The 25,456-nt window shown below is 64.0% G+C and carries 24 protein-coding genes; 10 read left to right on the forward strand and 14 right to left on the reverse strand.

The annotated features are described in order from the left end of the window. Positions 1–20: 20 nt before the first annotated feature. Positions 21–935 (reverse strand): N-acetylmuramic acid 6-phosphate etherase, encoded by a 915-nt coding sequence (locus QTA58_RS07640; protein ID WP_289672301.1) that lies wholly within the window; start codon positions 933–935, stop codon positions 21–23. Between the two features lie 205 nt (positions 936–1,140). Here QTA58_RS07640 and QTA58_RS07645 point away from each other — a divergent pair, with 205 nt between their 5' ends. Genes QTA58_RS07645 through nagA form a run of 4 tightly spaced genes read left to right on the forward strand, consistent with a single transcriptional unit; the run spans position 1,141 to position 4,988 of the window. Next, positions 1,141–2,028, forward strand: coding sequence for an N-acetylglucosamine kinase (locus tag QTA58_RS07645; RefSeq protein WP_289672302.1), 888 nt, complete (start codon positions 1,141–1,143; stop codon positions 2,026–2,028). Continuing rightward, positions 2,025–2,789: a GntR family transcriptional regulator gene (locus QTA58_RS07650; protein ID WP_289672303.1), complete on the forward strand. Its 765-nt coding sequence runs from the start codon at positions 2,025–2,027 to the stop codon at positions 2,787–2,789. Before QTA58_RS07645 ends, QTA58_RS07650 begins: the two co-directional genes overlap by 4 nt. A 19-nt stretch (positions 2,790–2,808) precedes the next feature. Then, positions 2,809–3,831 (forward strand): SIS domain-containing protein, encoded by a 1,023-nt coding sequence (locus QTA58_RS07655; protein WP_289672304.1) that lies wholly within the window; start codon positions 2,809–2,811, stop codon positions 3,829–3,831. After that, positions 3,828–4,988, forward strand: coding sequence for an N-acetylglucosamine-6-phosphate deacetylase (gene nagA, locus QTA58_RS07660; RefSeq protein ID WP_289672305.1), 1,161 nt, complete (start codon positions 3,828–3,830; stop codon positions 4,986–4,988). The genes QTA58_RS07655 and nagA overlap by 4 nt, the downstream gene beginning before the upstream one ends. Positions 4,989–4,990: 2 nt before the next feature. Here nagA and QTA58_RS07665 read toward each other — a convergent pair whose 3' ends face one another. From QTA58_RS07665 to QTA58_RS07675, 3 genes are all read right to left on the reverse strand, one after another. Further along, positions 4,991–6,373 (reverse strand): sensor histidine kinase, encoded by a 1,383-nt coding sequence (locus QTA58_RS07665; RefSeq protein ID WP_289672306.1) that lies wholly within the window; start codon positions 6,371–6,373, stop codon positions 4,991–4,993. Beyond that, positions 6,370–7,047 carry a response regulator transcription factor gene (locus tag QTA58_RS07670; RefSeq protein WP_085421861.1) on the reverse strand — a complete coding sequence of 226 codons (678 nt, stop codon included), beginning with the start codon at positions 7,045–7,047 and terminating at the stop codon, positions 6,370–6,372. The genes QTA58_RS07665 and QTA58_RS07670 overlap by 4 nt, the downstream gene beginning before the upstream one ends. Positions 7,048–7,116: 69 nt before the next feature. Beyond that, a complete protein-coding gene (locus tag QTA58_RS07675; RefSeq protein ID WP_289672307.1) occupies positions 7,117–7,626 on the reverse strand; it encodes a DUF1993 domain-containing protein in 510 nt (169 codons plus the stop codon). Between the two features lie 229 nt (positions 7,627–7,855). On the opposite strand from QTA58_RS07675, the gene QTA58_RS07680 reads away from it, so the two are divergent. The 5 genes from QTA58_RS07680 to QTA58_RS07700 all read left to right on the forward strand — a co-directional run bounded on the left by QTA58_RS07680 (position 7,856) and on the right by QTA58_RS07700 (position 15,051). After that, a complete protein-coding gene (locus QTA58_RS07680; protein ID WP_289673054.1) occupies positions 7,856–8,878 on the forward strand; it encodes an ABC transporter substrate-binding protein in 1,023 nt (340 codons plus the stop codon). A 234-nt stretch (positions 8,879–9,112) separates the two neighbouring features. Continuing rightward, the gene (locus QTA58_RS07685) at positions 9,113–10,057 is read left to right on the forward strand and encodes a tripartite tricarboxylate transporter substrate binding protein (protein ID WP_289672308.1); all 945 of its coding nucleotides are present in this window, start codon (positions 9,113–9,115) and stop codon (positions 10,055–10,057) included. Then, complete coding sequence (locus QTA58_RS07690) at positions 10,054–10,548, forward strand: tripartite tricarboxylate transporter TctB family protein (protein ID WP_289672309.1); 495 nt, start codon at positions 10,054–10,056, stop codon at positions 10,546–10,548. The genes QTA58_RS07685 and QTA58_RS07690 overlap by 4 nt, the downstream gene beginning before the upstream one ends. A 21-nt stretch (positions 10,549–10,569) precedes the next feature. After that, on the forward strand, positions 10,570–12,087 hold the full coding sequence (locus QTA58_RS07695) for a tripartite tricarboxylate transporter permease (protein WP_085421856.1): 1,518 nt from the start codon (positions 10,570–10,572) through the stop codon (positions 12,085–12,087). A gap of 465 nt (positions 12,088–12,552) precedes the next feature. Beyond that, positions 12,553–15,051: a membrane-bound PQQ-dependent dehydrogenase, glucose/quinate/shikimate family gene (locus QTA58_RS07700; RefSeq protein ID WP_289672310.1), complete on the forward strand. Its 2,499-nt coding sequence runs from the start codon at positions 12,553–12,555 to the stop codon at positions 15,049–15,051. A gap of 57 nt (positions 15,052–15,108) precedes the next feature. Here the strand turns inward: QTA58_RS07700 and QTA58_RS07705 are convergent, their stop codons facing one another. The 8 genes from QTA58_RS07705 to QTA58_RS07740 form a co-directional block, all read right to left on the reverse strand. Further along, positions 15,109–16,038: a glutaminase gene (locus QTA58_RS07705; RefSeq protein ID WP_085421854.1), complete on the reverse strand. Its 930-nt coding sequence runs from the start codon at positions 16,036–16,038 to the stop codon at positions 15,109–15,111. A 39-nt stretch (positions 16,039–16,077) separates the two neighbouring features. Beyond that, positions 16,078–16,590: a MarR family transcriptional regulator gene (locus QTA58_RS07710; protein ID WP_289672311.1), complete on the reverse strand. Its 513-nt coding sequence runs from the start codon at positions 16,588–16,590 to the stop codon at positions 16,078–16,080. Positions 16,591–16,593: 3 nt separating this feature from the next. Beyond that, entirely contained in the window at positions 16,594–17,280 is a 687-nt protein-coding gene (locus QTA58_RS07715; protein ID WP_289673056.1) for an ABC transporter ATP-binding protein, read from the reverse strand. Further along, the gene (locus QTA58_RS07720) at positions 17,277–18,026 is read right to left on the reverse strand and encodes an ABC transporter ATP-binding protein (protein ID WP_289672312.1); all 750 of its coding nucleotides are present in this window, start codon (positions 18,024–18,026) and stop codon (positions 17,277–17,279) included. The genes QTA58_RS07715 and QTA58_RS07720 overlap by 4 nt, the downstream gene beginning before the upstream one ends. Continuing rightward, complete coding sequence (locus tag QTA58_RS07725) at positions 18,019–18,993, reverse strand: branched-chain amino acid ABC transporter permease (RefSeq protein ID WP_289672313.1); 975 nt, start codon at positions 18,991–18,993, stop codon at positions 18,019–18,021. The genes QTA58_RS07720 and QTA58_RS07725 overlap by 8 nt, the downstream gene beginning before the upstream one ends. Positions 18,994–19,000: 7 nt before the next feature. After that, on the reverse strand, positions 19,001–19,924 hold the full coding sequence (locus QTA58_RS07730) for a branched-chain amino acid ABC transporter permease (protein ID WP_289672314.1): 924 nt from the start codon (positions 19,922–19,924) through the stop codon (positions 19,001–19,003). Positions 19,925–19,933: 9 nt separating this feature from the next. Beyond that, entirely contained in the window at positions 19,934–21,070 is a 1,137-nt protein-coding gene (locus QTA58_RS07735) for an ABC transporter substrate-binding protein (protein WP_289672315.1), read from the reverse strand. Positions 21,071–21,223: 153 nt separating this feature from the next. Beyond that, on the reverse strand, positions 21,224–22,849 hold the full coding sequence (locus QTA58_RS07740; protein ID WP_289672316.1) for an AMP-binding protein: 1,626 nt from the start codon (positions 22,847–22,849) through the stop codon (positions 21,224–21,226). Between the two features lie 208 nt (positions 22,850–23,057). Between QTA58_RS07740 and QTA58_RS07745 the strand changes: the two genes are divergently transcribed. Next, a complete protein-coding gene (locus QTA58_RS07745) occupies positions 23,058–23,882 on the forward strand; it encodes an alpha/beta hydrolase (protein WP_289672317.1) in 825 nt (274 codons plus the stop codon). Between the two features lie 2 nt (positions 23,883–23,884). Here QTA58_RS07745 and QTA58_RS07750 read toward each other — a convergent pair whose 3' ends face one another. After that, positions 23,885–24,406, reverse strand: a complete 522-nt coding sequence (locus QTA58_RS07750; protein WP_085421845.1) for a winged helix DNA-binding protein — start codon at positions 24,404–24,406, stop codon at positions 23,885–23,887. A gap of 57 nt (positions 24,407–24,463) precedes the next feature. After that, positions 24,464–25,453, reverse strand: coding sequence for a TRAP transporter substrate-binding protein (locus QTA58_RS07755; RefSeq protein ID WP_289672318.1), 990 nt, complete (start codon positions 25,451–25,453; stop codon positions 24,464–24,466). Positions 25,454–25,456 lie beyond the last annotated feature (3 nt).

Below are 25,456 nucleotides of genomic sequence, written 5' to 3' on the forward strand. Positions count from 1 at the left end.
GTTCTCCCTCTATTGCGCCTTCAGGCGCGTTTCATGGAACTCTTCTTTGCCTGCAATTCATCGAGCGCCGTACGCAGCACCTGGCCGGAACGCGCGAGCAGCGCCCTTGCGGCATCGGCATCGGCCGCACCGGCGGCGAGCAATACGGCGACCTTCACGGAACCGTCCGCGGCCTCCATCCAGGCACGGGCCTCATCGAAACCGATATCCGCGATCTCCGCCACCATGCGGGCGGCGCGGATGCGCAGCTTGTCGTTATCGGCGCGCAGGTTGACCATATGGCCATCGTGCACGTGCCCGAGCTTTATCGCGGTCAAGGTGGACAGCATGTTGAAGGCGATCTTCTGGGCGGTGGCGGCTCCCATGCGGGTGGAACCCGCGACCACTTCCGGCGGCGTTTCGAGCAGTATCTCCACGTTGGCGCCTTCCAGCAACCTGGCACCGGCGTTGTTGGCCATCGCCACCAGCTTCGCACCGCGCGCCTTCGCGACCTCGGCAATCGCGAGCGTATAAGGCGTCGAGCCGCTGGCCGAGACGCAGATGACGCAATCCGCCGCGGCTATGATGCCCGCATCGCGTACGCCAAGTGCGGCGTCGTCTTCCGGCCCGCCGGGCAGATCGACAGTGCCGGAAAGACCTCCCGCAAACAGGACAGCTATCTGTCCGAGTGCGATCCCATAGGTTCCGGGCAGTTCGAGCGCATCGGCGATCGCCACGAGACCCGCGCTGCCGGCGCCGGCATAAACCAGCTTCCCGCCGGATCTCAATGTTGCAGCCGCCAGATCGGCCGCCCTTGCAATGGATGGGACGGCACTGTCGACGGCCTTCGCCGCCTCCTGCTGACCGGATGCCAGGAGCCGCAGGATCTCGGCGGGCGCGAGCGTGTCGAGCCCTTCCGCTTTCCCATGTCTCGCTTCGGTGGCGTTGCTGCTCATCCGCTTCTCCCTCTACCAAAATGATGCCAAAAAAATACCAATTGTCCAGAAGGAAAATTAACTTTTATGAACGGATCGCCTAAGTGTTACAGCCATTCTGGAAATATTCTTTATTTTTCAATTGTATACGGAGCACCGATCTGAAATCTGGAAATCGGCCTTGGTTAATGGTATTTTTTTGGTATTATCCGAAATGGAGGTATCCATGGCGGCTTATTTTATCGGAATCGATGGCGGCGGAACAAGCTGCCGTGCGGCATTGGCTGACGGAAACGGCACGGTTCTCGGCCGGGGAAAAAGCGGCGCCTCCAATATCCTGACCGATCCGGATACGGCCCTGAAGCATATCGCGGAGGCCGCGCGGCTCGCCTTCATCGAGGCTGGGCTCGAGCCGGACCTTTCCTCCGCCTCCGCCGTCCTCGGGCTCGCCGGCAACAATGTCGGCGATGCGGTGGACTACGTGACGGCGCGACTTCCCTTCAGGCAGTCGGATATCGTCTCCGACGGCGTCATCGCCCTGCAAGGCGCGATCGGCGACGAAGACGGCGCTATCGGCATCGTCGGAACAGGAACCGTCTATATAGCCCGCAACGAAGGCAAGCTTCATTCGGTCGCCGGCTGGGGTTTCCAGGTGAGCGATCTCGGCAGCGGCGCGCGGCTCGGCCAGCTTGCGCTGCAGGAAAGCCTGCTCGCCTATGACAACATCCGCCCGATGACCGGCCTTTCGAAAGCGATCCTCGCCGAATTCGGCAACAATCCCGAAGCCGTCGTGGACTTCGCCCGATTAGCCAAACCCGGCGATTTCGGCCGCCATACGCCGAAGGTCTTCGAATTCGCGCGACAGGGCGACGAGGCGGCGATCCGTATCCTGAAAGCCGGTGCCGAGAACATCGACGAGGCGCTCGATGCGGTGAATGCGGTTACCAAAGGCAAGGGGCGGCTCTGCCTGCTCGGCGGCCTCGCTTCCCTTTACCCCGGATATCTTGCCGAGCGGCACCGTGTGCGGCTGTCGGAACCGTTGGCGGATGCGCTGACCGGCGCCGTGGCGCTTGCCGTCAAGACGTACGGCACGACGGGGGAGGCGCGGGCATGAACGAGACGCTGTCCACCATCCTGCCGCTCGACAGCCTGCAATCGGCAGGGACCGGCCCGCTTTATCGCAAGCTCCGCCAGACGCTGGAGGAGGCGATCCGTTCCGGCAAGCTAGGACACGGCGATGCGCTTCCGGCCGAACGCGACCTTGCCGACTATGCCAACGTCAGCCGTGTGACGGTGCGCAAGGCGGTGGACGATCTCGTCAAGGACGGGTTGCTCACCCGCAAGCACGGTTCCGGCACGTTTGTCGTCAAGCCCTTGTCGCGCGTCGAGCAGCCCCTGACGAAGCTCACCTCGTTCACGGAGGATATGGCGCGGCGCGGGCTGGTGACGAAATCCGAATGGCTGGAACGCGGCCTGTTCCATCCGTCGCCCGAAGAGATGATGATGCTGGGGCTGGCGCCCGGGACCAGGGTCGCCCGTATCGGCCGCCTGCGGATCGCCAACGATATGCCGCTCGCGATCGAGCGCGCCAGCATTTCCGCCGAATTCCTGCCCGATCCTTCGATGGTCACCAATTCGCTCTATGCGGAACTGGAAAAGAAGAATGCCCGACCGGTGCGCGCCATACAACGGATATCCGCCTGCAATATGAAGAACCCGGATGCCGGGCTGTTAGCCGTTCCGGTGGGCGCCGCAGGGCTTTCGATCGAACGGGTTTCCTATCTGGCCTCCGGCCGGGTGGTGGAGCTCACCCGCTCGCTCTATCGCGGCGATGCCTATGATTTCGTGGCCGAGCTCTCGCTCAGCGGAAACTGACAAATTCGAGGACAAGACGATGCAGACCCATATGCGGCAGGAGATCAACGAGATACCCGAGGCGACGGCCCGGCTGCTCGACCGGTCGGCGGCGGAGCTTGCGGCGGCCGGCCTGGCGCTCCGTGCCAAGGACCCCGCCTTTCTGATCACCATCGCACGCGGCTCTTCCGACCACGCCGCAACCTTCATCAAGTACGCGGTCGAGCTGACGGCCGGCCGGCCGGTCGCCTCGCTCGGCCCGTCGCTCGCCTCGATCTACGGCGCAAAGCTGAAGCTCGACGGCGGCGCGGCGATCGCGATTTCACAATCCGGCAAGAGCCCCGATATCGTGGCGATGGCGGAGGCTGCGACCAAGGCCGGCGCAGTGACGATCGCGCTCACCAATACCCTGCCCTCGCCGATCGCCAGCGCCTCCGCCCACGCGGTCGATATCAATGCCGGCCCGGAACTCGCCGTGGCGGCAACCAAGTCCTTCGTCAACTCGATCGTCGCGGGGCTTGCCATACTCTCCGAATGGGTCGGCGACGACAGCCTGAAAGCCGCCGTTCGCGATCTGCCCTCGCATTTCGAAAAAGCGGTCAAGCTCGACTGGGGCGAACTTGCAGGCGAACTCGGCGATGCGGAGTCGCTCTACATGCTCGGCCGCGGCCCGGCGCTTTCGATCGCCAGCGAAGCGGCGCTGAAATTCAAGGAGACCTCCAACATGCATGCGGAGGCCTATTCGGCGGCGGAAGTGCTGCACGGCCCCGTGGCGCTGGTGGAAAAACGCTTCCCGATCGTTAGCTTCGCGGCGCGCGACGCAGCCGAATCCTCGGCCGTCGAGATTGCCGAAAACCTTGCAGCCAAGGGGGCTCTGGTCTTTGCCACCTCCGACAACGTCAAGGCCGCCCGCAAGCTGCCGTTCGTCGCGACCCCCCACCCGATCACCGACGCGCTGGCGCTGATCCTGCCCTTCTACGGGTTCGTGGAAGCCTGGTCGCGTGCCAAGGGCTTCAACCCGGATGCGCCTGTGGCTCTGAAGAAAGTGACCGAAACCCTATGACGACTCGCAAGGCCCTCACCGGCGCCCGGATCTTCGACGGGACCTTCTGGCATGACGATGCCGCGCTCATTCTTGCGGACGGCAACGTGGAGGCGCTCCAAGCCGCGGACCGGTTGCCTTCCGGCCTCGAAACGATCGATGCCGGCGGCGGGATGATCGTCCCTGGTTTCATCGACCTGCAGGTGAACGGCGGCGGCGGCGTGCTGCTCAACGAGGAGCCGACGGTCGAGGGGCTCACAACAATCTGTGCCGCGCATGCCAGGTTCGGCACCACCGGATTGCTGCCTACGCTGATCACCGACGCGTTCGAGATCACCGCGAAGACCATCGAGGCGGGCAAGCGAGCGAAAGCGGAGCGCGTGCCGGGGTTCCTCGGGCTGCATCTCGAAGGCCCGCATCTCTCCGTCGCCCGCAAGGGAGCCCACGATCCGAAGCTCATCCGGCCGATGGAGGAAAAGGACATCGAGCTCATGCTCTCCTGCCGCGGCAAGTTCGATGCGATGATGATCACCGTCGCGCCGGAGAGCGTCACACCGGAGCAGGTGGTGCGGCTCGCGGAAGCCGGTTTCATGGTAAGCCTCGGCCATACGGATGCGGCCTACGAGACCGTCAAGACCTATGCGGAAGCCGGCGCGCGGACGGTGACGCATCTCTTCAACGCCATGAGCCCGCTCGGTCACCGCGAGCCCGGCGTGGTGGGCGTAGCCCTCGATATCGGATCGCTTCATGCCGGGATCATCGCCGACGGCATTCATGTCCATCCGGCTTCGATGGGCGTGGCGCTCCGCGCCAAGAAGGGGCCTGGCAAGATCTTCATCGTCACCGACGCCATGTCGCCGATCGGTACGGACATGAAGAGCTTCACGCTGAACGGCCGGGAGATCCTGCGCCGGAACGGACGGCTGACACTCGCCGACGGCACGCTTGCCGGCGCGGATATCGATATGATCACGTCGGTTCGTTTCGTACACGAAACGCTCGGACTGCCGCTCGAAGAGGCGCTGCGCATGGCATCCGCCTATCCGGCAGAGGCGGCATGGCTTGCCGACCGCAAAGGGGCGCTAAAACCCGGTTACGATGCGGATTTCGTCATCCTCACCGACGATCTGGGCATGAAAAGCACCTGGATCGGCGGCCAAAGAGTGCATCAGGGATAAAATTAGCCGGCTATCGGAAGCCGTATTTCGACCTTCAATCCCCTGCCCTCTCGGCCATCCACAAGCGTCAAGGTCGCTCCATGCAAGCGAACGATCTCCTCGACGATCGGCAGACCCAGACCCGTACCGGATTTGTCGGTGCGGTCGCCGCGCTCGAAGCGCTTCAGCACAGAGGCCCGCCTTTCCGGCGGTATGCCCGGCCCGTCATCCTCGACTTCCAACACCGCAGTCCCGCCGTCCTTTGTAACGCGCACCGTCACTTCCGCACCGCTGCCGGCATAGAGCAGTGCGTTGCCGATCAGGTTCTTCAGGAGTTCGCCGATCAATAGCGGCTCCGCGGAAACCGCAACCTCATCCTCGCCCTCGAAGCCGAGATCGATGCCGGCCTCTGCGGCGAGCGGCACATGATCGGCGGTCGCGCCTTGCGCCAGCGCCGTCAGGTCGATCCGCTGCATCGAGGCCGAACGGGTGGCGGCGTCGATCTTCGCCATCAGCAGGAGCTGGGCCAGGATGCGTTCGGCGTCCGCCACCGCCTCGTCCGCCTTGCGCGCCGCCTCCTTCGCCTCGTCGAGTTCGCTTGCCCGACCCGCCAGCGCAAGCTGGGTGCGGATGATGGCGAGTGGCGTGCGAAGCTGATGGCTGGCATTGCCGGTGAAATGCCGGAGCGCCTCAAGGGCTCCTTCGAGCCGAACCATGAAGGAATTGACCGTATCGACGAGGCCCTGCACCTCGTTCGGCACGCGTTCGCCGATCGGGTGGAGATCGTCGGGGCTGCGCTCGGCGATCGCCTCGCTGAAGCGGTAAAGCGGCCGGAGCGACAGCGTCACCGCCACCCAGACGATCACCGCAGCACCGGCGATCATGAAGAGCAGGCGCAGTGCCGAGCGGATCAGGATCGTGCGCGTCAACTGCTGGCGGGCGATCGTCGTTTCCGCGACCGTGACGATGAAGGGCACGGAATTGATGCCCGTCGAGGCGGATCGCGCAAGCGCGGCAACCCGGATCGGCTCACCGCGGAACGTGGCGTTTTCGAAGGCCGCCGCCTGTCCTTCGCGGCGCGGGATCGACGGCAGGTTCTGGTATCCGGTGATGAAGGTGCCGGGCGGGCCGTCGACCCGGTAGAAGACGCGGTCCTGAGCGGCCGAGGTCAGCATCTCCAGAGCCACGTAGGGGATATCGACCTCCAGCGAACCGTTCTCGGACACGATCACCCGCTCGGCGATCGCCAGCGCCGACCCGGCGAGCACACGGTCCGAGACCTCGTTCGCGGTGTCGACCGCCTCGTCCCAGGTGTCGATCATGGCAGCCGAGCCGATCACCGCGGTCGAGGCGAGCAGCCAGGCGAGCAGCCGGCGGCGCAACGAATAGGCGGCTGCGGGCGTCATGAGACGGAGGCCACGGTCTCGAGATAATAGCCGATGCCCCGGGCCGTCTTCACCGTCAGCCCATGCGACGCCAGACGCCGGCGCAGGCGGCTCACATATTGCTCGATCGCATTGGCGGAGAGATCGTCGTCGAAGCCGGTCATGGAGCGCATGATCGCATCCTTGGAGACGACCTTGCCGGCGCGCAGGAAGAGCAGCTCCAGAAGAGCGACTTCGCGAGCCGGAATGTCGAGCGGCGTCCCGTGGCTGGAAAAGGTGCGGGAATTGAGGTCGAAGGTGACGCCGCCATAGCTGACGATCGAACTTCTCAGCCCCGCGTGCCGGCGCAGCAGCACCCGGATGCGCGCCTCGAACTCGGAAATGTCGAAGGGCTTGATCATGTAGTCGTCGGCTCCGAGATCGAGACCCTTCACCCGCTCCTCCGGCGTGCCCCGGGCCGTCAGGATCATCACGGCCGCCTTGTTCTGCCGCGCACGCATGGCGCGCAGCACGTCGAGCCCGTCCATTTCCGGCAGGTTCAGGTCGAGTATGACGAGATCGTAGGCTTCGGCGGCGGCAACCGCCTCGGCCGAAGCGCCGTCGGCCACCGCATCGACCGCATAACCGCTGCCGCGCAGGATAGCCGCCAGCCCCTCGGCCAGCGCCTGATTGTCCTCCACCAGAAGAATACGCACCCGATGTTTCCCTTTTTCGCCAGTCTATAGGCGGCGGACGGGGAAGTCACGAATACGTTGAGGCCATGGTTATTGCGAGCGGCCGATATAATCCATCTTGCCGACCGGAACGCCCTTGTGGCGCAGGATCGCATAGGCCGTGGTGACGTGGAAATAGAAGTTCGGCAGTGCGAAGCCGAGCACATAGCTCTTGCCCGTGAAGGTGGTCGAGCTGCTGCGGGTCTTCACGACGACTTCGGCGTCTTCGCGTTCCGCCATGCTGGCCGGATCGACGCTTTTCAGGAACGCGACGGTCTTGTCGATGCGGGCATGCAAATCGGCGAAGGTGACCTCGTCATCGGCCATCGGCAAGTTCTCTATCCGGCCGACGCGGACGGGGACGAATTTCGCCGTGTCGCTGGCACGCTGTATCTGCGCGGTCAGCGGATACATGTCGTCAATCAGCCGCGTCTCCAGGAGTTCCCTGGGTGCGATGCCCTTCTCGTCGGCGAAAGCCTCGCCTTTCTTCAGGATTTCCGTGAGATTGCCGAAAGCCCGGATGAAGACCGGTACGGTGATGTCGTAGAGCGAGAGCGACATGGGTTCTGACCTTTGTTGCGGAGCGGTTGCCGGCTTTCCGGCGTAGAAGACCGCCCACAGGTAATGGCAGCGGATCGGAAAGCAAGCGGTCGGACGTTGCATCCAGGCGATCGTGACGGAGATGTAACACGTCCTCCCAATCGGCTTGTCGCGGCACTGGGCGTGGGGCTATTGTGCGCCCATGAAAAGGCTCCCGCTCCTCTTCTTCTGTCTTGTCCTCTCGCCCGGCATGGCGACCGCGGGTACGACGCTGTTTCCGGCACTTTCCGGCCGGGAAGATGCGGGGCTGCTGACGGTCTATTCGTCTCTCGACGAGCCGCTCGCGAAACCGATGATCGCCGGTTTTCAAGCCGCCAATCCGGATGTGGCGGTGCGTTACGAGGACATGCTGACGGGCGAGATCTACGACCGGATCGTGCGGGAAACTGATGCCGGCCAGAAAACGGCCGATTTCGCCTTTTCCTCAGCCATGGACCTGCAGGTGAAGCTCGCCAACGACGGATACGCGCAACGTAGCGACCTGCCGATGAGCGGCCAATGGCCCGCCTGGGCGAACTGGCGCAACACGGCCTATGCCCTCACCTTCGAACCGGCCGTCTTCGTCTATCACAAGCCGAGCTTCAAGGACGTGGCCCCGCCTTCGACCCGGGCGGAATTCGTCGAATTCCTGCAGAAGCAGGGCGATGCGATCTACGGGCGGATCGGCACCTACGACATCGAGCGTTCCGGCGTCGGCTTCCTCTTCATGTCGCGGGACCAGGAGCAATTCAGCGACATCTGGTCGGTGATCCGGGCCATGGGTGCGGCGGGCGTGAAGCTCTACTCCACCAGCCAGGCGATCCTGGAGCGCGTCGCCGATGGCCGCTTCCTGCTCGGCTACAACATCCTCGGCTCCTATGCCGCCGACTGGGCCTCGCGCCATCCGGATGTCGGCATCGTGCTGCCGAAGGACTATACCGTGGTCATGTCGCGCATCGGCCTCGTGCCGCAGGCGGCTGCCGCGCCGGATCTCGGCAAGCGCTATCTGCAGTTCTTCATGTCGAAGGAAGGCCAGACCATCATGGCGCGCGAACTGCAGATTCCCGCCGTCAGCCCGGAGGTCGCGGGCAACAATACGGCGACGACGCTGAGAGAGATGCTCGGCGGGCAGTTGAAGCCGGTCCCGGTGAGCCTCGGCCTGATGGTCTATCTCGACCAGGTGAAGCGGGCGCGGCTGATTTCCCGCTGGAACGAGGTTTTGAGGCTGCAATAGGATAAATTTCGAGAGACGCAGCCTCTTACCCCTTGTCAAAAACCGGCCTCGCGAAAAATGTCAGGTAGATGTCAGCTTCATATGCTGGCTTAGGTCTAATCGGCCCCGTTCGGAGGCGGGGACCCGATCAACGACGGGAGGGCTTCGGGCCGGCTGTTCTTGCCGACCGTTCCATCTATCGTTTCGCCAAAAGAAACATTCGCGTCGCCGAAGACGCCAACGGAGGATCGACCCTTGAAACATTTCTTCCTCGCTTCCCTGCTTACGGGTGCGCTCGCCTTGCCGGCTGCTGCGGCCGACTACACGATCATGGCTCCGGCAGCGCCGGGCGGCGGCTGGGACCAGACGGCCCGTTCGCTGCAGACCGCGCTCCAGCAGGAGAAGATCTCCAACAACGTGCAGGTCATCAATGTCCCGGGCGCCGGCGGCACGATCGGCATCGCCCAGTTCGCCAGTCAGCAGAAGGGCAATCCGAACGCCCTGATGGTCGGTGGCTACGTCATGGTCGGCGCGATCCTCACCAACAACTCGCCGGTCACGCTGAAGGACGTCACCCCGATCGCCCGGCTTACTGGCGAATACGAAGCAATCGTCGTCCCCGCCTCGTCCGACATCAAGACGATCGGAGACCTGATCGCCAAGCTGAAGGAAAATCCGGGTGCCGTTTCCTGGGGCGGCGGTTCGGCCGGCGGCACCGACCACATTCTCGTCGGCCTGCTCGCCAAGGCTGCCGGCGTCGATCCGACCAAGATCAACTATATCGCGTTTTCGGGCGGCGGCGAAGCGCTGGCCGCCATCCTCGGCGCCCAGGTGACCGCCGGCGTCTCGTCCTACGGCGAATTCGAATCCCAGGTGAAGGCCGGCACGCTGCGCCTGCTCGCCATCTCTTCCGACGCCAAGGTGGAAGGCATCGATGCACCGACGCTGAAGGAATCCGGCTTCGACGTGGTGCTCCAGAACTGGCGCATGGTCGCTGCGGCTCCGGGCCTGACCGACGAACAGAAAGCCACGGTTCTGGCGGATGTCGAAAAGCTCGCCACGTCCAAGACCTGGCAGGAGACGCTGAAGACCAAGGGCTGGGCCGATACCTATCTCGCCGGTCCCGCCTTCGAAGAACAGCTCGCCAAGGACGTTTCCGCCACCGAAGCCGTCCTGAAGGACATCGGACTGGTCAAATGAGCCTCGACAACAACAAAACGACCGCCGAACAGCGCCGCCCCGACGGGGCGGCGCTTGCCATTGCCGCCGTCCTCGTCGCCATCGCCGCCGTGATCTTCGTCGACGTGTCGCGGCTCAAAGGCATGGCCGGCTATTCGCAGGTGGGTCCTGCGACCATTCCGGACTGGATCGGCTTCGCGCTGATCGGCCTTGCGATCTGGACCGTGGTCGCCGCCTTCCGCCGCGACTTTCCGGAGCGCGAGAAGCAGGAGCTCGGCCCGGTCGTCTGGATCGTCGCCGGCCTCGCGGCACAGATGCTGCTTCTGCGTCTCGCCGGCTTTTCGATCGCCACCGGCGTTCTCTTCGGGCTGACGGCCGCCGGCTTCGGCAAGCGCAAGCTGTGGATCACCATTCCGGTCGGCATCGTCCTCTGTCTCGTCATCTGGCTGATCTTCGCAGGCATGTTGCAGCTCTCGCTTCCGGCGGGTCCGCTGGAACGTCTGTTTTGGTGATCGGGCCACGAGAGTAAGATTATGAGCACATTCGAATTTCTTCTGCAGGGGCTCATGTCGGCCGCACAGCCGATGAACCTCCTCTATGCACTGATCGGCGTGACGCTCGGCACCGCCGTCGGCGTGCTGCCCGGCATCGGCCCGGCGCTCACCGTGGCGCTGCTTCTGCCCGTCACCTACAGGCTCGACCCGACCGGCTCGCTGATCATGTTCGCCGGCATCTATTACGGCGGCATGTATGGAGGATCGACCACCTCGATCCTGCTCAACACGCCGGGTGAGAGTGCCTCGATCGTGACGGCGCTGGAGGGCAACAAGATGGCCCGCAACGGGCGCGGCGGGCCGGCGCTGGCAACGGCGGCGATCGGCTCCTTCGTCGCCGGTCTGATCGCCACGCTGCTGCTCGCCTTCATCGCGCCCTACATCGTCAGGCTGGCACTGGTCTTCGGACCGCGCGAGTATTTCGCGCTGATGGTGCTCGCCTTCGTCACCGTTTCATCGGCGTTCGGCGATTCCACGCTGCGCGGCCTGACCTCCCTCTTCATCGGCCTCTCTTTCTCGATCGTCGGCATCGACCAGCTCACGGGCCAGAACCGCCTCTCCTTCGGCATTCCGGACCTGCTGGACGGCATCGAGGTGACGACCATGGCGGTCGCCATGTTCGCGATCGGCGAGACGCTGTTCATCGCCGCCCAGGGCGACAAGGGGCCTGACAAGGTGGAAGCCGTCAAGGGATCGGTCTGGATGAATGCCCAGGACTGGGCGCGCTCGTGGAAAGCGTGGCTGCGGGGCACCGCGATCGGCTTTCCGATCGGTGCCATGCCGGCGGGTGGTGCCGAAATCGGCACGTTCCTTTCCTACGCGACCGAGAAGCGCCTCACGAAGCATCCGGAGGAATTCGGCAACGGGGCGATCGAAGGCGTGGCCGGCCCGGAAGCTGCCAACAACGCTTCGGCGGCAGGCACGCTGGTGCCGCTTCTCACCCTCGGCCTGCCGACCACGGCGACCGCGGCGATCATGCTCGCCGGCTTCCAGCAATACGGCCTGCAGCCAGGCCCGTTGCTTTTCGCGACCAACCCGCAGCTCGTCTGGGGCCTGATCGCGTCGCTGCTCATCGCCAATCTGATGCTGCTCGTCTTGAACCTGCCGCTCGTCGGCCTGTGGGTGAAGCTGCTGACCATTCCGAAGCCGTGGCTCTATGCGGGCATCCTGCTCTTCGCGACGCTCGGCACGATCGGCGCCAACCCATCCGTCTTCGAGCTCGGCATGCTGCTCACCTTCGGCCTGCTCGGCTACGTGATGCGCGTCTTCGGCTATCCGATCGCGCCGGTCGTCGTCGGCCTGATCCTCGGGCCGCTCGCCGAACAGCAGCTCCGCCGTGCGCTGGCGATCAGCCAGGGCGACGTGACAGTGCTCTTCACCTCGCCGATCGCCGCCGTGCTGCTCGTGCTTGCGGCGCTGGCACTCGTCGTTCCGCTGATTCTCCGTGCTCGCGGACGCGGCGAAGTGCTCTCGCAGATGGCAGCCAGCGAGGACTGATCCGATCCACGGACGGCAAAAAGAGGGGCAGGAAACTACCCCTCTGAGACTGCTGACAAAGGTTCGAAAATCTCTGATCGTCATGCTCGAGCCTGTCCCGAGCATCTGCAAGCCATTGACGTTTATAGATCCTCGGCACCAGGCCGAGGATGACGCCAAGTAAGAAGCACGGTTTGTCATCAAGCTGAGAGGGGTCGGAAACTGCCCCTCTTTTTTATTTCGAGCCGCAAAGGTGGGCATTAAGGCAAAAAAATGGCCATCTCATTCTTGCCATAATTTAGAATGGCGTTATGTGCGTTATCGGCCTTTCCGAAAACGGCTATCACCTGCCAGTTACTCAGCTTTCCGGCATCTGTCAGCCCGCTTCCGCCAAGGCCGAATATCGGCCGCCCGGCCGATTCTTTTTGAGTCCTTTCCGGTCCTCTTCGCCACTTCTCCGGCGAACGCCTGCAAATGGGAATCGCTATGTCCTTACAATCATCCTCTCCACAGACCGCCCGCTCCGGCGGCTGGCTCCTCAAAATCGTCGGCATACTCGTCTTTCTCGGCGGCCTGCCCCTGCTCGCCGGAGGCATTCAGCTCATTACGCTCGGCGGCTCCTGGTATTATGCGCTTGCGGGCGCCGCACTCCTCATCGTCGGCATTCTTTTCTTCCTGCGCAGGAAGGCTGCAGTCTGGCTCTTCGCGCTCCTCTACATAGCCACCATTGCATGGGCTCTCTGGGAAGCCGGCCTCGATTTCTGGCCGCTCGTCCCGCGCATCGTCGCGCCGACCGTGCTGGCGATCGTCGTCGCATTGCTTGCTCCCCTCTTCCCGGCGAGCGGCCCTTCCTCGAAGGCCGTCCCTTTCGGCATCGCCGCGATCCTGGCGCTCGGCCTCGTCGGCGCCGGTTATCTGGCTTTCCAGCCTCATCAGGTCATCCGTAACGAAGTGGCCGAGGTTCCGGCTCCGCAGGGCCAGGCCGCCGCGGAAGGTTCCGCTTCCGATTGGCGCCATTACGGACGTACGCCGCACGGGACGCGTTATGCGCCGTTCGATGTGATCAATCGCGACAACGTCCAGAACCTGGAAGTCGCCTGGACCTTCCGGACCGGCGATCCCGCGGAAAAGGGCGCGGAAGACCAGAATACGCCGCTTCAGGTGGGCGACACCGTCTATCATTGCACCGCGCACAACATCGTTCACGCGCTCAATGCCGAAACCGGCGAGGTCCGCTGGAAATTCGATCCGCAGGCGAAGTCTCCCGTCTGGCAGCGTTGCCGCGGCGTGAGCTATTACGAACCGCCGGTCACCGCCGCCGTGCAGCCGGCGGAACCGGCCCCGGCAGCGCCTGCGGCACCGGCCGATCCGACGGCTCCGGCACTTGCGGCCCCTACTCCCGAAGCACCGCCGGCGCAGGCGGCTCCCGCCGCACCGGTCGCGCCTGCCACACCGGCCCAATGCGCCGCGCGCATCGTCATGACGACCATCGATGCCCGGCTGATCGAGCTCGACGCCAAGACGGGCGAGCCCTGCGCCGAATTCGGCAATGGCGGAACGGTCAACCTTCGTGACGGCATGGGCGAGGTCAAGGACGGGTTCTACTTCCAGACATCCGCTCCGACCGTCATGCGCGACCTCATCCTCGTCGGCGGCTGGGTCTGGGACAACCGCGAGGTCAACGAGCCCTCCGGTGCCGTGCGCGCCTTCAACGCCCGTACCGGCGAGCTCGCCTGGGCCTGGGATCTCGGCAACCCGAACATTACCCGCTATCCGCCCGAGGGCGAAAGCTATACGCGCGGCACGCCGAACGTCTGGTCGACGCCCGCCTATGACGACGAGCTCGGTCTCGTCTACCTGCCGACCGGCAACGCAACGCCCGATTTCTTCGGCGCGCATCGTTCGGAAGCGGCCGAGCAATATTCCGCTTCGGTCGTTGCCCTCGACATCGCCACCGGCCGCGAACGCTGGAAATTCCAGACGGTCCATCACGACATCTGGGACTACGACGTTCCCTCGCAACCGGCGCTCTACGACGTTCCGGACGGCAACGGCGGCACCCAGCCGGCGCTGATCCAGATCACCAAACGCGGCCAGATCTTCATGCTGAACCGCCAAACCGGCGAGCCGATCGCAACCGTCGAGGAAAAGCCGGTTCCGCAGACGGGCGGCGTTCCGGAAGACCATGTCTCCGCAACCCAGCCCTATTCGACTGGCATGCCGTCGATCGGCACCGAGCCGTTCACGGAAGCCCGGATGTGGGGCGCAACCCCGTGGGATCAGCTCTATTGCCGCATCGAGTTCAAGAAGATGCGCTACGAAGGCGAATTCACGCCTCCGGGCACCGACGTCTCGCTCATCATGCCGGGCTATTACGGCGGGATGAACTGGGGTTCCGCGTCGATCGACGAAGCGAATGCGATGCTGGTCGTCAACGACATCCGCATGCCGCAATTCGTGCAGCTGATCCCGCAGGCCGAGGTCGAAGGCCGCGGCGGCGCTGCCGCCCACGACGGCCTTTCGAGCCAGACGGGCACGCCTTATGCCGCCTGGAAGAACGGCTTCATGTCGCCGCTCGGCGTACCCTGCCACCAGCCGCCCTACGGAACGATCTCGGGGATCGACCTGAAGACCCGCCAGCTCGTCTGGCAGGTTCCGGCCGGCACCCTGCAGGATACGGGTCCGCTTGGAATGAAGACGGGCCTGCCGCTCCCGGTCGGCATGCCGTCGCTCGGCGGCCCGACGACGACGGCCGGCGGCCTCGTCTTCTACGCCGGTACCCAGGACTACTACCTTCGCGCACTCGACGTCCGCACAGGTCAGGAGCTCTGGAAGGCACGCCTTCCGGTCGGCGCGCAGGCGACCCCGATGACCTACATCTCGCCGGAAAGCGGGCGGCAGTTCGTCGTGGTTTCCGCGGGCGGGTCGCGTCAGTCGCCGGACCGCGGCGACTACATCATCGCCTTCAGCCTTCCGAGGCAGTAAGGCGGAGACGTAAAAGGGGCGGCGCCGGCGGTGCCGCCCTTTGTTATTTGCTCGAAATCAGGGCCCGAACACCGACCAGCCGGTGCGCGTCGTGAGCATTTCCAGGGCCAGCGAGCCAAGCAAAGAATTGCCGTTGCGATTGAGGCCAGGCGACCAGACCGCGACCGATGCCTTGCCCGGCGCCACGGCCAGGATGCCGCCGCCGACGCCGCTCTTGCCCGGCAGGCCGACGCGATAGGCAAAATCCCCCGACCCGTCATAATGGCCGCAGGTGAGCATCAGCGCGTTGATGCGCCGTGCCCGCTGCCGGGATACGACGGTGTGCCCGGTCAGCGGGTTGCGTCCGGATGCTGCCAGGAAAAGGCCGGACCGGGCAAGCTGCGTGCAGGTCATGGCAAGTGCGCAGTGATGAAAATAGACGCCCAGCACATGCTCCACCGGGTGGGTGAGCTTGCCGAAGGAGCGCATGAAGTTGGCGAGCGCGAAGTTGCGGTAACCTGTCGCCTGCTCCGACTTCGCCACATCGGGATCGATGGCGATGGTCTCGTCATCGGCAAGATAACGCACGAAACGGACGATCTCGCCAATCGCCTCGCGCGGCGTATGTCCCGCAAGCACGAGATCGCTCACGGCGATCGCACCGGCGTTGATGAAGGGGTTGCGCGGCTTGCCTTCCTCATGCTCCAGCTGGACGATCGAATTGAAGGCCGAGCCGGATGGCTCGCGGCCAACGCGGTTCCAGGTGGTTTCTCCATGCTTTCCGAGCGCCAGCGTCAGGGTGAAGACCTTGGAAATGCTCTGGATCGAAAAGGGCACCTCGGCATCGCCGGCCGTATGTATTTCGCCATCGACGGTGACGATCGCCATACCGAATTTCTTCGGGTCGATATGGGCGAGCTGCGGAATGTAATCGGCGACCTTGCCTTCGCCGAGCCGCGGCGTCAGCTCCTCGTGGATCTCGTCGACGATCGCCTGCAGGTCTGCCATCTTTCACCCCGAATTCGTTCCGCGCCCGGACGAGCCTTACTATTCGAAGGCGCTGCCGGAAAGATGGTTGCTGGCGGATGCCTTCACCGCGCCGATATCCGACCACAATGAGGCGATCGCCGCCGGATCGACATCCGCCATGATGTCGCGCAGCCAGCCTTCGTGGGCCGCCGCCATCGCGACGAAAAGCTCCGTTCCCCGCGGCGTCAGCTTGGCGACGGTGACGCGGCGATCTCCATCAGGCGTTACCCGCAGCACAAGACCGTCCGCCTCCAGCCTTTCCACCAGGCCGGTGACATTGCCGTTGGTGACCATCGTGCGCTTGGAAAGTTCGCCGAGCCTCAAGCCGTCCTTTTCACGATAGAGCTGCGCCATCAGGTCGAACTGGGGAAGCGTCGCGCCGAACTCGACGCGCAGCCGGCGGCGGATTTCCGTAGTGATCAGCTTGGTCGTGGAGAGCATGCGCAACCACAGCCGCGTTTCAGGCTTGTTCTTCCCGTGCGGGCCGTGGGCGATCAGTTCCAGATCGGCGCTCGCCGCTTCTCCATCCATCGTTTACACCCCGAGATATCGATCCTGCAGTTCGCTCGTCAGGTCGGCGGGCTTGCCGCTCCAGGCGCTCTTTCCGTTTTCCAGAATGACGCAGCGATCCGCAACCGGCAAAAGCTCCGAAAGCGTCTTGTCCACCACAAGAATCGAAAGGCCTTCCTCCTTCAGCCGCCGTATGGCTTTCCAGATATCCTGCCGGATCACCGGGGCAAGGCCCTCGGTCGCCTCGTCGAGGATCAGCAGGCGCGGACTGGTCATCAGCGCGCGGCCGATCGCGAGCATCTGCTGCTCGCCGCCGGAAAGCGACCGCGCCATCTGTGCGTGCCGCTCTTCAAGGCGGGGGAAAAGTTCGTTGACGCGCTCCAGCGTCCATGTGCCCGGCCGGGCGGCGGCTACGAGGTTTTCGCGCACGGTGAGATTGGGAAAGCAACGGCGGCCTTCCGGCACAAGGCCGATGCCGAGCTTCGCCACGTGATGCGGCCGCTTGCCTCTTATATCGACACCGCCGATCTTCACTCTACCGGCCCTCGGGGGGGTGAGATTGCAGATGGCGCGGATCGTCGTCGTCTTGCCCATGCCATTGCGGCCCATCAGCGCCACGGCCTCGCCTTCCGCCACCGAGAGGTCGACCCCGAACAGCGCCTGGCTCGCGCCATAGAATGCTTCGATCTTCGCGACGTCGAGCAGCATCAGGCGTGATCTCCGAGATAGGCGGTGCGCACGGCGGGATCGCGGCGGATCTCCTCCACCGTGCCGGTCGCTATGATGCGGCCGTAGACGAGCACGGAGATGCGGTCGGCGAGCGCGAAGACCGCATCCATGTCGTGCTCGACCAGAAGGATCGGCGCTTCCTTCCGCAGCGTATCGAGAAAGCGCGTCAGCGATTTCGAGCCCTCCGGGCCCATGCCGGCCATCGGCTCGTCCAGCAGGAAGGCCTTCGATTGCAGCGCGAGCGCCATGGCGATTTCGAGCTGGCGGCGTTCGCCATGCGAGAGCTCGGCGGCGGGGATGCGCGCACGGGCCGTGAGCCCGACGCGTTCCAGCATTGCCATGGCCGTGTCGATCAGGCCCTTGTCGCGCATCACGGGCTTGAAGAAACGGAAGCTCGAACCCTCCCTCGCCTGCACCGCCAGCATGACGTTGCGAAGCGCGGAAAATTCCGGCGCCAGCGACGAGACCTGGAAGGTGCGGCCGAGGCCGAGCCGGGCGCGCCCGGCGACGCTCAACGCCCCGACATCCTCCCCCGCGAAGCGGATCGAGCCTGAATCCTGCCGAAGCGTGCCGCAGATCTGATGGATCAGCGTCGACTTGCCGGCACCGTTCGGGCCGATCAGCGCATGGATTTCGCCGGGGCGAAGATCGAGCGTCACCCCGTCGGTCGCCCGGAGCGCGCCGAAATTCTTCACGAGGTTGGAAATCTGAAGGACCGGCTCAACCATGTCTGGCCTTTCCGGCAAGAAGCCCAAGCAGGCCGCCACGGGCGAAGAGTACCACAACGAGCAGGATCAGGCCGAGAAAGAACTGCCAGCGTTCGGTCAAGCCGCCGAGCGCATATTCGAAGGCGACGTAGAGCGCCGCACCCGCCAACGGCCCGAACAGCCGGCCAGCGCCGCCGAGGATGATCAGCACGATCAGTTCCCCCGACATGTGCCAGGAAAGCATGGACGGGCTGACGAAGCGGTTTAGATCGGCAAACAGTGCGCCTGCCAGGCCCGTCATCATCGCCGAGATGACGAAGCCCGTCAGCCGGATACGATAGGGCTCGATACCGACGGTCGCGACGCGCACCTCGTTCTGCCGCGCCGCCTGCAGGGCGGAGCCGAACCGCGAGGCGCGGATCAGCGCGAAGAGGCCGATACCAATCAACAGGATCACATAGCAGATCAGGAAGAAGCTCAGGGGCCGCATGGTCATGACGCCCGGAAACTGGTTCCGGACGAGGATCGACAGCCCGTCCTCGCCGCCATAGGCCGGCCAGGAGACTGCGAAATAATAGACCATCTGCGCGAAGGCGAGCGTGATCATGATGAAATAGACGCCTGATGTGCGGAGGCTGATCGCGCCGATCGCCAGCCCGACCAGGCCGGCAACCACCACGGCGACGATCCAGATCACCCACATCTGGTTCGTTCCGGGCAGACCGAAGATCAGAGGGTCCCCCGAAAAACCGTGCGTCGCCAGGATGCCGGCGGCATAACCGCCGATCCCGAAGAACGCCGCGTGTCCGAAGGAGACGAGGCCGCCGAGACCCAGCGCCAGGTTCAGCCCGGTCGCGGCGAGCGCCAGGATGGCGATACGGGTCGCCAGCGTCACGTAAAAAGGCTGGCCGAGTGCATTGGCGGCCAGCGGCGCCGCCAGCAGAGCCGCAGCCAGAACGAGATTGACGAGGTTTTCGCGGCTCAGCATTCCGACCTCACGCATGTGCTGCCGGGAAGAGGCCGCGCGGCTTCACCGCCAGAATGACCGCCATGACGATATAGATCAGCATCGAGGCGGCCGCGCCGCCGATCATGCCGGCCTGAGCCGGAGGGACGAAGAGCGCCATCAGCTTCGGCAGCAGGAAGCGGCCCATCGTATCGGTGACGCCGACCAGCAGCGCGCCGAGCAAAGCGCCCTTGATCGAGCCGATGCCGCCGATGACGATCACCACGAAGGCAAGAATCAGCACCGGTTCGCCCATGCCGACCTGTACCGACTGGATGGCACCGACCATGGCGCCGGAAAAACCTGCGAGTGCCGCGCCGAGCGCGAAGACGACCGTATAGAGCGTGCGGATATCGACGCCGAGGGCGCCGATCATCTCGCGATCGCTCTCGCCGGCGCGGATGCGCATGCCGAGCCGCGTCCCGGATATCAGCAGGTAGAGCCCGAAAGCGACCAGGGCACCCGCTGCGATGATCGCCAGGCGATAGACGGGATATTCCGTGCCGCCGGGAAGCGGCACCGCACCCTGCAGCAGCGGAGGAATATCCAGATAAAGCGGAAACGAGCCGAACAGCCAGCGCATGCCTTCCGAAAACATCAGGATCAGCGCGAAGGTCGCAAGCACCTGGTCGAGGTGATCGCGATCATAAAGCCTGCGGATGACCACGAGCTCGACGATCGCACCGGCCGCCGCCGCGGCGATGAGGCTCGCGACCAGACCGATCCAGAACGAACCGGTCCAGGCCGCCGTCGCCGCGCAGGCGAATGCGCCGACCATGTAGAGCGAGCCGTGAGCGAGGTTGATCAGGCCCATGACGCCGAAGATCAGCGTCAGCCCGGCGGCCATGAGAAACAACATGACGCCGAGCTGCAGGCCGTTGAGCAACTGCTCGAGAGCAAGTGCAACGGTCACGAGAAGACCTTAGATCTTGCAGTCTTTGGCATAGGCGTCGCCATGGTCGGTGAAAATCTTCTCAACCGTCTTGTTGGTGAGGACGCCGTCCTTCTTGATCACTTCCGTCAGGTAGATGTCCTGGATCGGATGCTGGTTGATGTTGAACTTGAAATTGCCGCGCGGCGACTGGATGTCCGCCTTCTTGAGTTCCGCACCGAAGGCATCGGCGTCCTTCACGCTCGCCTTGGCGGCGGCCGACAGGATGAGCTGCGCGGCGTCATAGGCCTGGACGGCGTAGATCGACGGCAGGCGATTGTATTCCCTCTGGAAGTCGGCCAGGAACTTCTTGCTGGCCTCATTGTCGAAATCCGGAGCCCACTGGCCGGAGGCCTTTGCGCCGAGCGCAGCGTCGCCGATCGCCGGCAGCACGTCCTGGCTGAAGGAGAAGCCCGGGCCCATGACCGGAATGTTCACGCCCGACTGGGCGAACTGCTTCATGAAGGCGATGCCCATGCCGCCGGGCAGGAAGACGAAGATGCCGTCGGCGCCGGAAGCGCGCATCTGCGCGATCTCGGCGGCATAGTCCGTCTGGCCGACCTGGGTATAGACTTCGGCGGCGAGTTCGCCCTTGTAGTAACGCTTGAAGCCGGTCAGGGAATCCTTGCCGGCCGGATAATTCGGGGCGAGGATGAACATCTTCTTGTAAGCGCGGTTGGCGTATTCGCCCATCGCCTCGTGCAGGTTGTCGTTCTGATAGGCGGCGTTGAAATAAAGCTTGTTGCAGTTGGCCCCGGCAAGCGCGGCCGGGGCCGCATTGGTCGAAACATAGAACTTGCCCTGTGCGACCGCACTCGGAGCCACCGCCATCAGAAGGTTCGACCAGACGATGCCGGTCAGGATATCCACCTGGTCGCTCTGGATCATCTTGTCGGCGATCTGGACGGCGAGTTCCGGCTTCTGCGCGTCGTCCTCGGTGACGACGGTGATGTCCTTGTTGCCGGAATTCTTGATCGCCAGCATGAAGCCGTCGCGCGTATCGATGCCGAGGCCGGCGCCACCGCCCGAAAGCGTGGTGATCATGCCGATCTTCAGCGGTTCGGCGAAAGCGAGGCCGGAGGTGCTCATGCTCAGCGCCAGCGTGGCAGCAGCAAGCATTTTCTTCATGTGACGAACTCCCGTTTGTTGTTGTGTCGTTCCCATATTTTTCATTTTTCCGACGGCGGCCAGCGATCCGCCGAAGGTTTTCATTACCTTCCACATTTGCGTGGAAACTTCCACTCCGCACATGCGGCCAAATTCAACCGCAAGGAAACATGGTTACGCCGACAGTTTCCGCTTCAGCCGAAAACGCTGGATCTTGCCGGATTCGGTCTTCGGCAGAGCCTCGGCGAAGACGATCGAGCGCGGATATTTATACGGCGCGATGACGCTCTTCACATGCTCCTGGAGAAGTTTCGCCAGGGCATCGCAGGCAGCCGAAGGATTCGCGAGAACGACGTGCGCCTCAACGATCATGCCACGGGCATCGTCCGGCACGCCGATCACGGCGCATTCCAGCACCGCCTCGTGCTTCAAAAGGGCCGCTTCCACCTCAGGCCCGGCGATGTTGTAGCCGGCGGAGATGATCATGTCGTCGGAGCGGGCGGCGAAGTGGAAATAGCCGTCTTCATCCTGCACGAAGGAATCGCCCGTGATGTTCCAGCCGCCCTTGACGTAATCCTTCTGCCGCTCGTCGGCCAGGTACCGGCAGCCGATCGGCCCCTTGACCGCCAGCCGGCCGATCGTGCCGCGCGGAACCTCGTTCATGTCGTCGTCGACGACGATCGCCTCGTAGCCGGTCAGCGGCTTGCCGGTGCAGGCGGGCCTGGCATCCCCTAGGTGGTTCGAAATGAAGATATGCAGCATTTCGGTGGCGCCGATACCGTCGAGGATCGGTTTGCCGGTCTTCTTCACCCATTCCTCGAAGACGGGGCCGGGCAGCGTCTCGCCGGCCGAAACGGCGATGCGAAGCGAGGAGAGATCGGCACCGGCATCCATTGCCGCCAGCATGGCGCGATAGGCGGTGGGGGCCGTGAAGCTGATCGTCGCCTTGTAGGTCTCGATGATCTCGATCATCTTCGGCGGCGTCGCCTGCTCCAGAAGCGTCGCAGCAGCGCCGAAACGCAGCGGGAAGACCGCAAGGCCGCCGAGACCGAAGGTGAATGCAAGCGGCGGAGAGCCCACGAAGACGTCATCCGGCGTCACGTCGAGCACTTCCTTCGCATAGGCATCCGCGATGATCAGGATATCGCGGTGGAAATGCATCGTCGCCTTCGGCACGCCGGTGGAACCGGAGGTAAAGCCGAGCAGCGCCACGTCGTCGCGGCCGGTCTTCACGGCGTCGTAGCGCACCGGCTTGTTCAGCGCCGCGCGATCGAGCTCCGCGTCATGGTTGGCCGTGCCGTCGAAGCCTATCACCTGTTTCAGGAACCGGCTCTCCTTGGCGCAGGACACCAGCTCGTCCATCAGGCGCGTATCGCAGAGCGCCATGGAGACCTCAGCCTTGTCGATGATCTTCGCAAGCTCGCCGGACCGCAGCATCGGCATGGTGTTGACCACGACCGCACCCGCCTTTGTCGCCGCCAGCCAACAGGCGACCATGGCGGGGTTGTTGGCGGAGCGGATCAGAACGCGGTTGCCGGGCTTGAGACCATAATCCTCGGTCAACGCACGGGCGATGCGGTTCGTCCAGTCGGCGAGTTCCTTGTAGGTGCGGCGGCGTCCGTTGCCGATGAGGGCGGTGTGATCACCGAAGCCCTTCTCCACCATTCGATCGGTCAGTTCGACCGCCGCATTCACCCATTCCGGGTATTCGAAGCCTTCGAGCCTGATCTCCGGCCACTGATCGAACGGGGGGAGATTGTCGCGGGCAAACGTATCCTGATGGCCTGACGGTCCCAGCATGTCTGAATTCCCCAATGCATTTTTTATCATAGCGGCTTTTCGCCTTTCGTTCAGAAAAGCACTGCTTCCTTCCGGTTGCAAGAGAGAAATTTTAAGTTTGTAATAATTTTCTCCATCCGCCATTCTCGCCCGCAAGGCGGCTTCCAAGCCGGAAGCTGAAATGCCAGTATGTGCCCAAATTCAGGAGAGGGTCGAGGGAGAAACGAAGATGCGCCATCGGATCAGCGACTGGGACAATGCCTATGCCAACGGCATCAACATCCCCCAGGGCGACCGCTGGCCGGCAGCCTGGGTAGACCCGGCGCGGCACTATCGGGAAGAACTCGCTGCGGCCGGACGTGCGAAACTCGGCCTCTCCTACGGAGAAAAGCCGCGCAACCGCTTCGACCTTTTCCTGCCCGAATCCGCACCTTCGGGCCTCGTGGTTTTCGTGCATGGCGGTTTCTGGGTGGGGCTCGACAACAGCTACTGGTCGCATCTTGCCAAAGGCGCCGTGGATCGCGGTCATGCCGTCGCCATGCCAGGCTACACGCTTGCGCCGGAAAACCGCATCGCCGGCATTACGATCGAGATCGGCAAAGCCATCGAAGCTGCTGCAGGCATGATCGCCGGTCCGATCCGGCTGATCGGGCACTCCGCCGGCGGGCAGCTGGTGACGCGGATGATCTGCACCACCTCGCCGCTGCCGAAAGCGGTGCGCGACCGCATCGCCAATACCGTCTCGCTCTCCGGCCTGCACGATCTCCGGCCGCTTATCAATCTCTCCTCGAACGCCAAGATGCGGATCGACCGCGAAGAGGCGCTGGCCGAAAGCCCGGCCCTCCTGGAGCCCATGCAGAACGCCCGCGTCACCTGCTGGGTGGGGGCTGCGGAACGCGCCGAATTCGTACGGCAGAACGCATTGCTCGCCAGCATCTGGAAAGGGCTCGGCGCCGAAACGGAAGCCGTCGAGGAACCGGACAAACACCACTTCAACGTGCTGGATGGCATGGCGGACCCTGCCCATCCGCTGATGCAAGCACTCTTCGCCTGAAATCAGAGCGAGGCAGCGGCGCGGGCGGCCTGATCGTAATGGCCCGAAAGGGCGCGCAGGCGGGAGGCGATCGCCGAAAGCGTTTCGCCGGTGACTTCGGTCGCAAGCACGGACTTGACGAGCAGAGCCTCGCGCACCGCGGCATAGCGCCTGCAGGCATCGGCGCCCGCCTCCGTCACCATGACCAGTTTTTCCTTGCCGCGGCGACCGGATTTGATGAGCTTCAGCCGTTCGAGCTTCTTCAGCGCGTAGGTGACCACATGGGTATCCTCGATATTGAGGACGAGCGCGATGTCTGCCAGCGTCTTCGGCTTGTTGCGGCTGTTGATGTTGTGCAGGACGAGGATATCGATGGCCGAAAGATCCGGCACACCGGCGGCGGCCATACAGCGCACCATCCAGCGGCTGAAGGCGTGGTTCAGCATGATCAGGCCGAACTCGATTTCCGACAGGGCCGGCAATGCGCCGCTCGCCAGATGCCCTGAGGACACGATCGGGCCGAATTCATTCTTCTCCGACGACATGATTTCTCCTCCCGGGAACGAGCGCGCCGCGACCGGCCGGCCGCGGCGCCTCTCAAATCACATCTTCCTGTAGGCGTCCAGAATGGCGGCACCGTCGGCGCCGGCCTTCTTCGACCAATCTTCCGTCAGCCTGGCGCCGACATCCGCAAGACCCTTCTTGAGATCGGCGCTCGGTTCGACAACCTGCATGCCGTTCTTCTTGAGCGTGTCCATGTAGGCGGCGGTCTTTTCAACGCCGAGCGCCCAACCGCGGGCTTCGGCGGCCGCGGCCGCATCGGTGACGGCCTTCTGGACGGCTGGATCAAGAGATTCGAAAGCGGCCTTGTTGACGAAGACGACGTTCTTCGGGATCCAGGCCTGGGTGTCGTAATAGTGGGTCAGCGATTCCCAGATCTTGGAATCGACGCCCGTGGCGCTGGAGGTCATCAGGCCATCGACGACGCCGGTCGCAAGCGCCTGCGGCAGTTCCGCGGCCTGAACCGTGACCGGCTGCGCGCTGACGAGCTCGGCGATGCGGGACGTGCCGACATTATAGGCGCGCCATTTCAGCCCCTTGAGATCGGCGACGCTGTTGACGTCCTTCTTGGTGAAAATGCCCTGCGGCGGCCAGGGCGTCGCGTAGAGGAGCTTGAGACCCTGCGCATCGAGGGCTTTTTCGATCGCCGGCCTGGAGGCCGACCACAGCTTTTTCGACTGATCGAAGCTGGTCGCCAGGAAAGGCACGACGTCGATGCCGAAAACCGGGTTCTCGTTCTCGTGCAGCGAGATCAGAACCTCGCCTGCCTGAGCCTGGCCGGTCTGGACGGCGCGCTTGATATCCGGCGCCTTGAAGAGCGAGGCGTTCGGATGGATGGTGATCTTCAGCGCCCCGCTGGTGGCAGCGTCCACGTCGGAGGCGAACTGGCTCAGATTCTGGACGTGATAGTTGGCCGGCGGATAGGCCGAGGGCAGCACCCAGGCGGTCTGGGCCAGCGCGGCGCCGGCACCGGCAATCAGCGCAGCGGCCGTCAGGCCGAGGCGGGCTATGGCTTTGAAGTGCATGGTCATTTT

Source organism: Neorhizobium sp. CSC1952 (assembly GCF_030378245.1).
Taxonomy (GTDB): Bacteria; Pseudomonadota; Alphaproteobacteria; order Rhizobiales; family Rhizobiaceae; genus Neorhizobium; species Neorhizobium oryzae_A.

Coding starts and splice junctions, on each gene's coding strand:
- QTA58_RS07725 (WP_289672313.1), bottom strand. CDS start 18,993: ATGCTGAGCCGCGAAAACCTCGTCAATCTCGTTCTGGCTGCGGCTCTG.
- QTA58_RS07710 (WP_289672311.1), bottom strand. CDS start 16,590: ATGGATGGAGAAGCGGCGAGCGCCGATCTGGAACTGATCGCCCACGGC.
- QTA58_RS07750 (WP_085421845.1), bottom strand. CDS start 24,406: ATGTCGTCGGAGAAGAATGAATTCGGCCCGATCGTGTCCTCAGGGCAT.
- QTA58_RS07695 (WP_085421856.1), top strand. CDS start 10,570: ATGAGCACATTCGAATTTCTTCTGCAGGGGCTCATGTCGGCCGCACAG.
- QTA58_RS07640 (WP_289672301.1), bottom strand. CDS start 935: ATGAGCAGCAACGCCACCGAAGCGAGACATGGGAAAGCGGAAGGGCTC.
- QTA58_RS07745 (WP_289672317.1), top strand. CDS start 23,058: ATGCGCCATCGGATCAGCGACTGGGACAATGCCTATGCCAACGGCATC.
- QTA58_RS07675 (WP_289672307.1), bottom strand. CDS start 7,626: ATGTCGCTCTCGCTCTACGACATCACCGTACCGGTCTTCATCCGGGCT.
- QTA58_RS07720 (WP_289672312.1), bottom strand. CDS start 18,026: ATGGTTGAGCCGGTCCTTCAGATTTCCAACCTCGTGAAGAATTTCGGC.
- QTA58_RS07755 (WP_289672318.1), bottom strand. CDS start 25,453: ATGACCATGCACTTCAAAGCCATAGCCCGCCTCGGCCTGACGGCCGCT.
- QTA58_RS07690 (WP_289672309.1), top strand. CDS start 10,054: ATGAGCCTCGACAACAACAAAACGACCGCCGAACAGCGCCGCCCCGAC.
- QTA58_RS07740 (WP_289672316.1), bottom strand. CDS start 22,849: ATGCTGGGACCGTCAGGCCATCAGGATACGTTTGCCCGCGACAATCTC.
- nagA (WP_289672305.1), top strand. CDS start 3,828: ATGACGACTCGCAAGGCCCTCACCGGCGCCCGGATCTTCGACGGGACC.
- QTA58_RS07665 (WP_289672306.1), bottom strand. CDS start 6,373: ATGACGCCCGCAGCCGCCTATTCGTTGCGCCGCCGGCTGCTCGCCTGG.
- QTA58_RS07705 (WP_085421854.1), bottom strand. CDS start 16,038: ATGGCAGACCTGCAGGCGATCGTCGACGAGATCCACGAGGAGCTGACG.
- QTA58_RS07650 (WP_289672303.1), top strand. CDS start 2,025: ATGAACGAGACGCTGTCCACCATCCTGCCGCTCGACAGCCTGCAATCG.
- QTA58_RS07735 (WP_289672315.1), bottom strand. CDS start 21,070: ATGAAGAAAATGCTTGCTGCTGCCACGCTGGCGCTGAGCATGAGCACC.
- QTA58_RS07700 (WP_289672310.1), top strand. CDS start 12,553: ATGTCCTTACAATCATCCTCTCCACAGACCGCCCGCTCCGGCGGCTGG.
- QTA58_RS07680 (WP_289673054.1), top strand. CDS start 7,856: ATGGCGACCGCGGGTACGACGCTGTTTCCGGCACTTTCCGGCCGGGAA.
- QTA58_RS07655 (WP_289672304.1), top strand. CDS start 2,809: ATGCAGACCCATATGCGGCAGGAGATCAACGAGATACCCGAGGCGACG.
- QTA58_RS07645 (WP_289672302.1), top strand. CDS start 1,141: ATGGCGGCTTATTTTATCGGAATCGATGGCGGCGGAACAAGCTGCCGT.